This is a genomic window from Clostridium septicum (genome assembly GCF_003606265.1).
Lineage (GTDB): Bacteria > Bacillota > Clostridia > Clostridiales > Clostridiaceae > Clostridium > Clostridium septicum.
Genome location: NZ_CP023671.1, coordinates 1142643 through 1156810, shown reverse-complemented (window position 1 = coordinate 1156810; position 14168 = coordinate 1142643). Strand labels below are relative to the sequence as shown.

General features: G+C 25.2%; 13 protein-coding genes and 2 pseudogenes. 14 read left to right on the top strand and 1 reads right to left on the bottom strand.

The window, feature by feature from the left end; translation table 11 throughout:
• The 14 genes and pseudogenes from CP523_RS05085 to CP523_RS16295 form a co-directional block, all read left to right on the top strand.
• Nucleotides 1-1050 carry a glycosyltransferase family 4 protein gene (locus CP523_RS05085; protein WP_120140604.1) on the top strand — a complete coding sequence of 350 codons (1050 nt, stop codon included), beginning with the start codon at nucleotides 1-3 and terminating at the stop codon, nucleotides 1048-1050.
• Between the two features lie 11 nt (nucleotides 1051-1061).
• Complete coding sequence (gene murJ / locus CP523_RS05080; protein ID WP_120140603.1) at nucleotides 1062-2621, top strand: murein biosynthesis integral membrane protein MurJ; 1560 nt, start codon at nucleotides 1062-1064, stop codon at nucleotides 2619-2621.
• Between the two features lies 1 nt (nucleotide 2622).
• Nucleotides 2623-3558, top strand: a complete 936-nt coding sequence (locus CP523_RS05075; RefSeq protein WP_120140602.1) for a DUF6625 family protein — start codon at nucleotides 2623-2625, stop codon at nucleotides 3556-3558.
• Nucleotides 3559-3571: 13 nt separating this feature from the next.
• Nucleotides 3572-4012, top strand: a complete 441-nt coding sequence (locus CP523_RS05070; RefSeq protein ID WP_120140601.1) for a serine O-acetyltransferase — start codon at nucleotides 3572-3574, stop codon at nucleotides 4010-4012.
• A 20-nt stretch (nucleotides 4013-4032) separates the two neighbouring features.
• On the top strand, nucleotides 4033-5877 hold the full coding sequence (locus tag CP523_RS05065; protein ID WP_120140600.1) for an alginate lyase family protein: 1845 nt from the start codon (nucleotides 4033-4035) through the stop codon (nucleotides 5875-5877).
• Nucleotides 5878-5949: 72 nt separating this feature from the next.
• Complete coding sequence (locus CP523_RS05060; RefSeq protein ID WP_120140599.1) at nucleotides 5950-7272, top strand: phenylacetate--CoA ligase family protein; 1323 nt, start codon at nucleotides 5950-5952, stop codon at nucleotides 7270-7272.
• Between the two features lie 33 nt (nucleotides 7273-7305).
• Nucleotides 7306-8433 (top strand): hypothetical protein, encoded by a 1128-nt coding sequence (locus CP523_RS05055; RefSeq protein ID WP_120140598.1) that lies wholly within the window; start codon nucleotides 7306-7308, stop codon nucleotides 8431-8433.
• 320 nt (nucleotides 8434-8753) lie between these two features.
• Entirely contained in the window at nucleotides 8754-8960 is a 207-nt protein-coding gene (locus CP523_RS05050; RefSeq protein ID WP_120140597.1) for a hypothetical protein, read from the top strand.
• A gap of 53 nt (nucleotides 8961-9013) precedes the next feature.
• Complete coding sequence (locus CP523_RS05045) at nucleotides 9014-9196, top strand: hypothetical protein (protein WP_120140596.1); 183 nt, start codon at nucleotides 9014-9016, stop codon at nucleotides 9194-9196.
• Between the two features lie 121 nt (nucleotides 9197-9317).
• Nucleotides 9318-10523, top strand: a pseudogene (gene istA, locus CP523_RS05040) (IS21 family transposase).
• 46 nt (nucleotides 10524-10569) lie between these two features.
• Entirely contained in the window at nucleotides 10570-10818 is a 249-nt protein-coding gene (locus CP523_RS16460; protein WP_279221614.1) for a P-loop NTPase family protein, read from the top strand.
• A gap of 88 nt (nucleotides 10819-10906) precedes the next feature.
• On the top strand, nucleotides 10907-11233 hold the full coding sequence (locus CP523_RS16455) for an ATP-binding protein (RefSeq protein ID WP_279221613.1): 327 nt from the start codon (nucleotides 10907-10909) through the stop codon (nucleotides 11231-11233).
• Nucleotides 11234-11295: 62 nt separating this feature from the next.
• Nucleotides 11296-11481 carry an IS3 family transposase gene (locus tag CP523_RS05030; protein WP_120141045.1) on the top strand — a complete coding sequence of 62 codons (186 nt, stop codon included), beginning with the start codon at nucleotides 11296-11298 and terminating at the stop codon, nucleotides 11479-11481.
• Between the two features lie 47 nt (nucleotides 11482-11528).
• Nucleotides 11529-11764 (top strand): annotated as a pseudogene (locus CP523_RS16295) (hypothetical protein); the annotation flags it as partial.
• Nucleotides 11765-11976: 212 nt separating this feature from the next.
• Here the strand turns inward: CP523_RS16295 and CP523_RS05020 are convergent.
• Entirely contained in the window at nucleotides 11977-14010 is a 2034-nt protein-coding gene (locus CP523_RS05020) for a triple tyrosine motif-containing protein (protein ID WP_120140595.1), read from the bottom strand.
• Nucleotides 14011-14168: the final 158 nt, after the last annotated feature.

The window sequence follows — 14168 nt, the reverse complement described above, 5'->3', positions numbered from 1 at the left end:
ATGAATATTTTAATGGTAGGTCCATCTATCAAATTACAAGGGGGAGTAGCTACGGTAGTTAGTAATTATCTTAATAGCAAATTAAGTGAAAGTTTCAACATAAAGTATATTCCTACTGTGGATGGAGATAAAAAAATAGGAAAAGCTTTTGCAGCGGTTAAAGCTTATATCATCATATTATTAAATCTTATATTTAACAATATTGATATTGTTCATGTGCATATGGCTTCAAGAGGAAGTTTTTATAGAAAAAGTCTAATAATATGCTTAGCTAGTTTATTTAACAAAAAAATAGTTATACATTTACATGGAGCTCAATTTAATGAGTTTTATCACATGGAATCAAATGATAATGAGAAAAGAAAAATAACAAATATATTAAATAAAGCAGATGTAATAATAGCATTAAGTAATAAGTGGAAAGAAGATTTAACTAAAATTACAAAGGCTAAAATTGTAGTTATACATAATAGTGTAAATTGTTGTAAGCATAATATGTATAAAGTAAACTCTAAAAATATTATTTTCCTAGGCAGAGTTGACGAAAGAAAAGGAGCATTTGATCTAATAGAAGTATCTAAAAATATATTTAAAAAATATCCAAGATATAATTTGCTTTTATGTGGAGATGGAGACTTAAAAAAAGTTAAGAGTTTTATAGATGGTATGGATTTAGCTGAACATGTTAAGGCTTTAGGCTGGATTTCAGGAAAAGAAAAAGATGATATTATGAAAGATGCAGTGATTAATATACTTCCATCATATAATGAGGGACTACCTATGTCAGTTTTAGAGGCCATGGGGTGTGGAATACCTACAATAGCATCAAATGTAGGTGGTATTCCAGATGTCATTAAAGATAATATTAACGGCTTTCTTATTATTCCAGGAGATAAAATTAATTTAGAGGAAAAAATTTGCAAATTGTTAGAAAATGAAGAACTTAGAATTTCAATGAGTGATTTAGCATTTAAAACAGTTTCAGGTAAATTTAATATAAATACTAATATAGCAGAAGTAGAAAATTTATATAATTTTCTTATAAATTAAAGGTGTAAGAAATGAGAGATAAAAAAAATAGTACTATATTTATAACAATAACATTAATTATATCTAATGTGCTTGTAAAATTTTTAGGTTTAGCTAGAGATGTAGTTTTAGCTAATACATATGGAACATCTATGTATAGTGATGCTTATATTGTGGCAAATAATATACCAGTAGTTATCTTTTCTATAGTAGCAGTTGCTATTTCTACTGCATTTATTCCAATTTATTCAGAGATAAAGGAGAAATATGGAGAAGAGAAAGCTTTAAAATTTACAAATAATTTTATAAATATAGTATTAGTAATTTGTTTAATTATTACTATATTAGGAGAATTATTTCCAGCAGTATTAGTAAAAGTATTTGCTTATGGCTTTACGAATGAAGCATATGAATTAACACTTAATTTTACTAAAATATTAATACCTACTATAATTGTTACTGCATTGATGAGTATTTCAGGATCTTACCTTCAACTAAAGGGTGACTTTATACCAATATCATATGTAACTATACCAAATAATTTAATTGTAATTATATCCATATATATAGCTTATTATAAAGGCTCTCCTTACATACTAGCTATTGGGACAAGTATTGCAATAATAAGTCAAATAATATATTACTATCCATTTATGAAAAGAAATGAATTTAAGTATGAGTTCTATATAAACTTAAAAGATGAGCATTTAAAGAAAATATTAATTATGATAATACCAGTTTTTATAGGTACTGCTGTTAATGAAGTAAATGTAATTGTAGATAGATCCTTAGTATCGGGATTAGAGCAAGGTAGTATAGCTTCATTAAATTATGCTTCTAAACTGACAGGGTTTATTACTGGAGTTTTTATAGTTTCTATTGTTACAGTAGTATATCCTAAAATGAGTAATTTAAGTGCTAAAAAAGAGTTTGAAAAATTAAACTGTTATTTAAAAAATGTATTAATAGTAATATCACTTTTGCTTTTACCAATAACAATAATGTGTATTTTTTATTCAAAGGATGTAGTACAGATTATATTTGAAAGAGGATCATTTGACTCAAAATCTACTTATATGACTGCTATGGCATTATCTTCCTATTGTATTGGATTAATAGGAATTGGATTTAGGGAAATATTAACCAAAGCATATTTTTCTTTAAAGGATACTAAAACACCTATGATAAATGGAGCTATAGGGGTGGGAGTAAATATAATATTAAATATAATATTAATTAGAAAGATTGGGTTTATTGGTTCAGCATTGGCAACAAGTGTAACTGCAATAATAACAGTACTATTATTAATTAATAAAATACAGCTATCAATAGGTAAGATTTTCGATAAAGAATTTAATATAAATTTACTTAAGATATTAATATGTTCTTTTATATCTGTAGTAGGTTGTAATTTAATATACAGAAATATAAATAATGATACAAGCAATATTATCCTACATTCAATTCTTTTAATGATAGTAATTATTATAACATTTGTTATATATATAATATTATTAGTATTATTTAAAAATGAAGAAGTTATTAAGTTTAAGGATTTATTATTAGATAAGATTAAGGGAAGGAATTTTTAATATGAAAAATAAAGTTGCAATTATAGTTGCTTACTTTGGTAAACTACCAAATTGGTTTCAATTGTGGTTAAATTCTTGTAGATTTAATAGGAACTTTACTTGGATTATATTTACAGATGATAGTACTAAATATGAGTATCCGGAAAATGTAATTAGGGAGTTAATAAGCTTTGAAAGTATAAGAGAATTAATATCATTAAACTTAGATCTTGATATAAACATTCAAGATCCTTATAAAATATGTGACTTTAAAGTAGCATATGGTTATATATTTAGAGATTACTTAAAGGAATATACACATTGGGGATGTTGTGATATAGATATGATTTTTGGTGATTTATCGAAGTTTATAAATGATGAGATACTAGATAAAAATGATAGAGTATTAAATAAGGGACATTTGATGATTTTCAAAAATACTGAATTTGTAAATAAAGCATATGAATTGCCATATTCGGGAGAAAACTATAAGTATATTTTAAAATCTAAATATCACTATGGATTTGATGAAAGTGCAGGATTAGATAAAATATATAATGAAAATAAATTATCACAGTATATTCCTAAGGATACAATTATAGCTGATATAGATTTTTCAAAATATAGATTTACAGTAAGAAATGTAGAAAATTATGACAATCAATACTTATATTGGGATAATGGTAAAGTTTATAGAAAATATATTAAAGATTCAAAAGAATATGAAGATGAATTTGCTTATATTCATTTTCAGAAGAGACGTCTACAAATTGAAATAAAAGATAATAGTAAATACTTATTTTATCCTAATGCTATAAGAAGTATAAGTGATGATTTGAATTTATATGAATTAAATAGAAGTGGATTTTTATCTGAATTTAAAACAAAAATTAGATATGCAAAAATTATATTTAATCAGAAAAGATATAGATTAATTCATTGGAAATTAAAGTTGTAGAAGGGGGAGAAAGATGGATATTTACAAATTATATAGTATATCACGAAAATTATATGAAAAGAAAATTCCAATTATACCCAAATTAATAAAGGGTTTAATTAGAATAGTATTTTCTTGTGTGATTCCTTTTACAGCAAAAATAGGAGAGGGAACTAAAATAGGTTATCAAGGCTTAGGAGTAGTTATACATTCTAATAGTATAATAGGTACTAATTGTGCTATTAGTCAAGGTGTTACAATTGGTGGTACATCTAAGAAAAAGGGGGTTCCTATAATAGGAAACAATGTATATATTGGAGCTGGAGCTAAGATCATAGGACCTATTACAATTGGAGATAACGTTGTGGTTGGAGCAAATGCAGTTGTATTAAAAGATGTACCTAGTGGATGCGTTGTTGTTGGTATCCCTGCGAAAATTATAAAAACTAATATACTTATGTCAGATTATAAATAGTTAATTAAAGAAGGTAGTATATGAAGAGATTAATTTGGTTATTTAACAGATTGAAAGCTATGAGTATAAAAGAAATACTATATAGATTAAAGAAATATTGTGTTAAAAGAATTAATAAATTAAGATATAAAAAGGAATTTCAAATTAATAATTTATTGAAAGAAAATATTGATTTGAAGAAAATAGATAAAAGAATTGATAAGTTTTGGCTTAATCCACAATTGATAACTACTAATTTGAAAAATCACAATCTATATTGTGCGTTTGGAAAAGAAGTTGATATATTAAAAAACATAAACTGGCACGCTGGGGTGTATTCTGATTGGGAAAAAAATAAATATTCATTGGATCTAGATACTAAATTTACAGATGATATAGGAGATATACGATATAGTTGGGAAATAAACAGACATCATTTCTTTCCGTATTTAGCATTATTATATATACAAACTAATGAAGAAAAGTATTTTTCTTTATTAGAGAAGCATTTTTATGATTGGATAGAAAATAATCCATTTCTTAAGGGTATAAATTGGATGTCGCCTATGGAAATATCAATAAGAAGCTATCAATGGCTTATAGTATATTATCTTCTCAAAGATAAAAATAAAGATAAATTTAGAGTGGATGTTATTAAATCAGTTATATTTTCTAATAAATATGTATCAGAGAATTTATCTAAATACTCTTCAGCTAATAATCACTTGATATTAGAGGCCTTTACCCTTTCTATAGTTGGATATGCTATACAAGATGTATATAAACAGGATTGGTTTAAAAAAGGTTATGATATATTAAAATATGAAGTAAGCGTACAAAATTATGATGATGGAATAAATAAGGAACATGCTTTACATTATCAAGCTTTTGTTAATGATGCTATTCTTCAATATAACTTTATTTTAAGAAATATAAATGAAGAGCCTATATGTGAAAAGATAATAAAGAATTCATTAGCATTTATAGGAATGATAAAAGCTCATAAATTGAACTTTGATTATGGAGATAGTGATGATGCTAAGATAATATCATTTAATTTGAATAAAGTTAATTACTATAAATATTTGTTAGAGTTAGGTTCTATGTATTATGAGGAAAAATTTATAGAATTTAATGAGATATCACCAGAAGTTCAATTTATAAGTTGCAAAAATAAAATAATCAATATGAAAAATTTTCAATATGACAATGCTAAACTATATAAAGAATCAGGATACTTAGTAATAAATAATAAAAATAATACGTTATTAATGGATGTTGCAGAGTTAGGATTTGGTTCTATAGCAGCACATGGTCATTCCGATGCTTTATCTATAATTTATTATAAAAATGATAATCCTGTAATAATAGATTCTGGAACCTATATTTATAATGTAGAAACAAAAATGAGAGACTATTTTAGAAGTACAGAGGCACATAATACATTAACATATAATGGATTGAACCAATCTGAAATAAAAGGTCCATTTTTATGGGGAAAAAAGGCAGAAGTAGAAATAAAGGAATATATATATGAAGATGATAGGGTTATAATTAAAGCTGCTCATAATGGATACAAGCCTTTAATTCATAACAGAGATATTGAATATATATTATCAAAAGAAGAATTGATAATAAGAGATTATTTTGATGACGAGTGTAGTGTTAATTTTATTTTAGATAGCAGCTCAAGGGTAGAAAGAATAAATGATAATGAAATAGCAATATTTTCTAACGATAGTAAAATATTTTTTAAGAGTAATTTTAAAATTAAAATTGAAAATACTATTATATCTAAAGAATTTATGTGTATAGAGGACACTAAAAAGATAGTTATTAATAAAGAATCTAATAATGATAATTATATAGAGACGATAATTAAATAACAATTAATGAAATATAATTTATAAAAAAAATTAAAAATCTATAGCACATAAATTAAATTTTATGGAGGTAAAATGAAAGGGAAAATATTAAAGAAACTTAATGAAAAAACCCCTGATTTTCTTAAAAAAATATTAAGTAAATCTATAAGAAAAAAAGTAATAGAAAATAGTGTTTTTATGAAGACATTAGAAGAAATAACTAATTTTGAACAATTAGATGAATCAGATAAAGAAAAAATACATTTGGAAAAATTAAAGAATGTACTTATATATGCATATGAGAACACAAAGTACTATAATAAAGTTTTTGATAAAATTGAATTTAACCCCTATGAATTTAAAGATGTTAATGAAATCAAAAGAATTCCTACAATAGATAAACAATTTGTATTAGATAATTTTGAAGACTTAATTTCTAGAGAAGAAATAGATTATTATTTAGCTTATACAGGTGGAAGTACAGGAAAGCCATTAAAAATATTATTAGATACAGATTCTATATATAAAGAAAAAGCTTTTGTTTATAATTATTGGAGTAAATTTGGATATGATTATAAAAACTCAAGAATAATAACATTAAGAGGATTGGAGTTCAACGGAAAGATATATAAGTATAATCCTATTGATAATCAGATAGTATTAAATCCATTTATTTTAAATGAGAATAATGTAGAAGATTATATTAAAATAATAAATAAATTTAAACCAGAATTTATGCATGGTTATGCATCAGCAATTTATAATTTATGTAGAATTTTAAATAAAAAGAGTTTAAAATTAAATGTAAATATAAAAAGCGTTTGTTTTGTTTCGGAAAATGTAGATAGTGGAGAGAGAGAGTATATAGAAAAAACACTAAATTGTAAAAGTAATATCTTCTATGGACATTCAGAAAGAATAGTTTTTGCTGAATATGAAGATAGTACATATAAGTTTAATAGTCTATATACGCATGTTGATTTATTAGAAAGCAATAAAGAAAATATATATAACATAGCTTGTACTGGATTAATAAATAAAAAAATGCCATTAATAAATTATGTTCCAGATGATAAAGTTATAATTAGTGATGAAAACATTAATATTTACGGGCATTGGGATAAAGAAATGCTTGTTGGTAAAAATAATGAATTAGTTTCTATGGCATCTATAAATTTTCATAACGAAGTATTTAAGAAAATTAAGTTATATCAATTCGAACAATTTAAAAATGGGGAAGTATTTTTAAATATAGTAGAAGATGAAATATTAACTGAAAAAGATAAGTCTGAGATTATTAATACGATAAATAAAAAACTAAAAAATGTTATTGATATTAAACTTAAAATTGTTGCTAATATACCATTAACAAATAGAGGAAAGTATAAAAAAATACTTCAACATATAAGTCAATAAAGGTTGTTGAAGTTTAGAAAGGTAGCAAGAAAAATGAAATTAATTGCACAAAAAAAATCAGTATTTTTTTATCTTCTTTTTTTTATAATATTATCTATAGCCAAAGGAATGGGAATGGATAGTGGAGATATGGCATTTATTCTTATAGGATTATTTTCAGGAGTATTTTTATTAACACATGTTTTAAGTCAAGGATATACTAGGAGAGAGTTAGTAATTATATTTATTTTTGTTACTCTTGGGATAGTAACATTAATATTTTCTAAGAAAATAACTGTACTTATTACAATAATAGCAATAGTTTTTGCTAAAAATATTCCTCTTAATAGATTAATAGAAGTAGTTTTTAAATTTAAAATCTTAACTTTTATTGTTACTATAATTCTTAGTTTATTAGGAATAATAGAGAATAATAAAAGTTTTAGATTCATGGAGAATGGTGATGTTATAACAAGATATTCGTTAGGGTTTCCCCACGCAAATGTAACATATTTGAATTTTTTTATAATAGTTCTATTATATTTATACATATATTATGATAAAGTTAAATTAAGAAATTATGTAGTTATCTTGTTCCTATCAATGTTATTATATAAAATAACTGATAGTCGTACGGGTATTATTTCTGTCATTATATCATTGATAATACCAATAGTATTGAAAAATAAAAAAATTATTAAAAATGCAATTACAAGAAAAATTATAATTTTTCTTCCAGTAATTTGTGGAGGATTTAGTGTTTTTTCAGGTATTTATTATTCAAGTGGAAATTTAGTACTACAAAAAATAAACCAAGCATTAACGGGAAGAATAGAGCTAGCAAGTAAATTTTTATCTTTATATAAAATAAAACCTTTTGGTCAGGTTATAATTGAAGGTAGCAATTTAAATGGATCATACCTTAGAATCGATAATGGTTATATAAGTTTATTACTAGCATATGGTATTGTTAGTTTTATAGTATTTATAATTTTAGAGACGAAGTTACTAAAAAAATATATGTTAGATGAAAGATATAGAGAAATATTATTAATAGTATCTTTTTTAATTTATGGAATAACAGAAGTATATATTTATAATATATTCGTTAACATATCATTGATTTTTTTATGTGAACTATTATATAAACCTGTAAGTGATGAAAGGTATTTATCTACATAGGTCATCAATAAAAATATATCTTTTTATGGAAAGTTAACTATTTATAATAAGATAAAAAGAGTCTGTATCAAAATAAATTTTGATACTTAGCTGAAAAGAAAAGGAAGTTCGAATTGGAACTTCCTTTTTTGAGCATAGTATATATATGAAAAATTTCACAAAAAATGTGATACCTATGGTGTTAGTATAAAATAGTGGACACAGCAAGTGGAACTAAATAAAATTATACTTAGTTAAGAAAGGATGTGTCCATTATGGGAAAGGGCAGAAGATACACTCAACAATATAAAGATATGATAGTAGATTTATTTAAGTTATGAATGAGCTTAGCAGAGTTAAGTAACGAATATGGCATTGCAAAATCAACAATCAATTGCTGGATTAAAGATGTAAAAGAAATTAAAGTAGATGAAAATGAAGTTATGACACTAAAAGAAGTTAAAGAACTAAAAAAAGAAATGGCAAGGATTAAAGATGAAAATGAAATATTAAAAAAAGCTATGGCCATATTTGCAACAAAAAATTAGATGAAATAATAAAATTTATAGATAGCAATAAGAAAAAGCATGATATCAAGACTATGTGTACCGTTCTAGGCGTAGCCAGAAGCACATATTATAAGTGTTTTGATAAAATCAAATCTGTAAGAGAAATAGAAAATAATGAGGAATTAAAAGCAGCTATTATAAGGATATATGAAGATAATAAAGGTATATATGGTGATCCTATGATTCATCATATCCTTGGTACAGAGGGATTTTAATTATCATTAAATCATACTATCAGAAATGGTTGGTGCTATTTAGCTTCAGTTCTTGACTTACACTCTAAAAAATAATTAGATACGCTTTCGATAAGAGAATGACTAATGATTTAGTTCAGAAATTAAGGTTAATAATTTAGAAGATCTTCATAAATTAAAAGTAATTATGGAGGTAAATAATTTGAAAGTTAATAAAAGTCAAATTGCAAGAGAGCTTGGTATGGATGTCCGTATCGTAGGCAAATATTTAAATGGATATGTTAAGCCATCAACGCGAAATAGAAAATCACCAATTGATGATTTTAAGCCTATTATACAATCTCTTTTAAGTGAAGAGTCAATTCAAGTATTTTATTATAAACGTGTTCTGTGGAAATATCTTAAAGATAACTATGGCTTAGACTGTGTACAATCCTATTTTAGAAGATACATATCTAACAATGTTGAGTTTAATGATTATTTTAAACGTAGAAAAAAGGATTACATATCTAATAATTCTACTATTAGATTCGAAATGGGTAAAGGCCAACAAGCACAATTAGATTGGAAAGAAAATATTGATTTTGTTTTAAGTAATGGTGCTGTTATTAGAATAAATATTTTTGTTTTAATACTTTCATATTCAAGATTTAGAATTTATAGATTATCATTAGAAAAAACTCAAGATATATTATTTTCATTTTTAAATGAATCATTTGAAGTCTTCGACGGTGTTCCTAAGGAAGTATTAACCGATAATATGAAAACTGTTATGGATCAATCAAAGGCAGCCTATCAAAGTGGAAAGGTAAATAATAAATTTCAACAGTTTGCTGATGATTATGGGTTTAGAGTCCACCCCTGCATAACAGGTAGGCCGAATACTAAAGCTAAAGTAGAAGCGCTAATGAAATTACTAGATGATATTAGAGCTTATAATGGTACTCTCAACTTTGATGAATTGCATGAATTAATTTCAAAACTTAATGATAGAATTAATGGGATATGCCATGCTTCAACTGGCAAAATTCCTGTTCTCCACTTAGAAAAAGAAAAAGATTTCTTATTTGCGCTTCCAACAGAACAAATAAGAAATCAATACAACATCATAACTACAAGTGGTAAGGTTAATAGCCAAAGTATGATTTCTTATAAATAAAACCAATATTCTGTACCACCAGAATATATAGGCAAAAAACTTAAACTGCAAGTATATGATAATCAACTACATTTGTATTATAGCACAAATTTAGTTACTATCCATGAAATTAAAAATCAAAAATTAAATTATCATAATAATCATTACTTACAGATTAGTTCTTTAACATTTAAAAATCCTAAATATTAAATGAATGAAATAGCTAAAAATAATTTGAAAATGATAGGAGAAATATATGGTAACTAATAGTGCGTATATGCAATTAATTAATAATTTAGAGTATCTAAAACTAAAGCAAATGGTTAATCATTTAGATGAAGTTATTGATTTTTCAACAAAAAACAATTTATCATTTGTTGATACTCTTATAAAACTTACATCTCATGAAATAGATTGTAAAAAAGCAAATATGATTAGATCAATGGTTAAGGGAGGAGCATTTCCCTATACTAAAGAACTTAAAGACTTTAACTTTAATTTTTAACCAGGTATAAATAAGGATCAAATATTAGATTTTACATCATTACGATTCTTGGAGGCAAAAAAATATTGTATTTTTAGGGACAAGCGGTGTGGGAAAGACTTACTTGTCTACTTCTATAGGTATCGCTGTCGCGCAGCGAAGATGTAGCACATACTTTATTATTATAGATGAATTAGGATATTTACCTATAGATAAGGAAGATTCAAAATTATTTTTCCAGCTTATAGATATGCGCTATGAAAAGAAAAGTACCATTATAACTACTAATATAAATTTTAATGCTTGGGATGAAATATTTTGTGATCCTATAATAGCTAATGCTATTTTAGATAGAGTACTTCATCATGCTCATGTAGTTTCTATTACTGGAAATTCTTATAGATTAAAAGATCATTTTAATTTTGAGGAGAACTAAAAACTACACTCTTAAATGATTAAAAACTTAAAATATTAACTTGACATTTATAAAATGCTTGCATAGAGTTTTTTCATTCATCTATAAAGAAGGAAGAGAAATACATAAATACATATTGTACCTTTGAAGAAGTTAATATAGCTATATTTAAATATATTGAAGGATGGTACGACAGAAAAAGGATACACTCTTCCATTAATTATATGACTCATCATCAATGTGAATTATTAGCTAGAAGTGTAGCATAAAAAAAGTTTGACTTTTTATGTCCAAGATATTGACATAAGGACAAACATCAAAATCTGGTTATATATCTGAAATTACAATATACCAATGTGAAAATTGTAATGATTGTCCTTATAAGAATAACTGTACTAAAGCAAGATTATAGTTTTAGGAGATTTTTATTAAGAGGTAAGAAAAATATAAAAATAGAATTTCTACTTCTTTGCTTACGATATCAAAAAGTTGTTTAATAAAACAATGATAAATAGAAATAAAATATTATTACATGAAATGAAAATAGCGTAAAGTTATAATTTTACAAATAGGAGGTAATGTTACTACCTTATATTTGTTGTGCTTTAAAGTATTAAATATAGCAATAATGACTGTAAATATTGAAAAAAACATAAAAAAAGACTGTCTACGTAAATGATTAAAAATCATTTGCGAGACAGCCCTTTTTTGTTTGGATAATTTCAAAAATAATTAATAAATTATAATTTTAAAATTATCAATTATTAATTAATTGTATAATTCATAACTTTTGAAGAATCTAAAGCTTTATTTGAATTAATATCCTTTGCATAAACACTAACTCTATAATTACCATTCTTAGAAGAATTCCAAGTAAAAGTATTAGATTTATCATAGTCTCTTACCATCTTCCAAGAAGAACCATCAAATATCCAGAATTGATAAAGGACAGTAGAACCACCAGAAGCTTTAGCGGTAAACTTAATAGGAGTACCCTTAGCTTGAGGAGCTGACTTATCAGAAGTAATAGAATTAACTACGACAGGATCAACTTTAGCAATAGAGTCAACAATGTTATAATTCATAGCTTTTGAAGAATCTAAAGCTTTATTTGAATTAATATCTTTTGCATAAACAGTTACTTTGTAATTACCACTTTTAGAAGGATTCCAAGTAAAAGTATTAGATTTATTATAATCTCTTACCATCTTCCAACCATTACCGTCAAATATCCAGAACTGATAAAGTGCAGTAGAGCCACCAGAAGATTTAGCAGTAAAAGTAATAGAAGAGCCCTTAACTTGAGGAGCTGATTTATTAACATTTAACTCAGTAACTTTAACTGGATCAACTTTACCAATAGAGTCAACAATATTATAATTCATAGCTTTTGAAGAATCTAAAGCTTTATTTGAATTAATATCTTTTGCATAAACAGTTACTTTATAATTACCACTCTTAGAAGGGTTCCAAGTAAAAGTATTAGATCTATTATAATCTCTTACCATCTTCCAACCATTACCGTCAAATATCCAGAACTGATAAAGTGCAGTAGAGCCACCAGAAGATTTAGCAGTAAAAGTAATAGAAGAGCCCTTAACTTGAGGAGCTGATTTATTAACATTTAACTCAGTAACTTTAACTGGATCAACTTTACCAATAGAGTCAACAATATTATAATTCATAGCTTTTGAAGAATCTAAAGCTTTATTTGAATTAATATCTTTTGCATAAACAGTTACTTTATAATTACCACTCTTAGAAGGGTTCCAAGTAAAAGTATTAGATCTATTATAATCTCTTACCATCTTCCAACCATTACCGTCAAATATCCAGAACTGATAAAGTGCAGTAGAGCCACCAGAAGATTTAGCAGTAAAAGTAATAGAAGAGCCCTTAACTTGAGGAGCTGATTTATTAACATTTAACTCAGTAACTTTAACTGGATCAACTTTACCAATAGAGTCAACAATATTATAATTCATAGCTTTTGAAGAATCTAAAGCTTTATTTGAATTAATATCTTTTGCATAAACAGCTACTTTGTAATTACCACTCTTAGAAGGATTCCAAGTAAAAGTATTAGATTTATTATAATCTCTTACCATCTTCCAACTATTACCGTCAAATATCCAGAACTGATAAAGTACAGTAGAGCCACCAGAAGATTTAGCAGTAAAAGTAATAGAAGAGCCCTTAACTTGAGGTGTTGATTTATTAACATTTAACTCAGTAACTTTTACTGGATTACCTAGTGATGATATTGATTTTTCTTCACTTGCATAAGCAATAGCCGTTTCATTAGAATTTACAAGTTTAACTCTAACATTATTTCCATTTACTTTTAAATCATCATTCTTTGTAGTTGTTTTAAGATTAATAGCACCTGCTTTTAAAATTTTTGCTTTTATAACAGCTATAGTTCCATTACCCTTTACGCCGTCTTTAATACCAGTCAATGTAAAGACAAGGTTAGCTTGTCCATTTTCTATCTTTTCAACAGGAGTTTGGACTTTTTCACTTCCAAATATGCTTCCAGTTTTAATACTTTGTACTTCTAATAATGATTTATCATACAGAAAATCTACTGATCCTCCATAAAGATTTGAAATGTTTGAAATATTTACTAAAATATCTACTATATTTCCTATTTTAGTTTCACCTTTTATTGAATATGTAAGTTTTGCGTTTTCAGCTGCATGTGTTTTTACAACATTTATACTAGCAATTTGAAATAACATTGCAAAACACAACATAAGTGAAATCTTTTTTAAGTTGTTTAATAGTTTAAATTTCATATTAAGCCTCCTTTAAAATTTTAAATTATGAATATATTTAACATTATATTATAATAAAATAAATATTTCCATAAAAATTAACAAATTATGAACTAATAATTAATAAAAAATGAATAAATTCATTTGTTACTTATATTATCGGAATTTAATAGAAAATA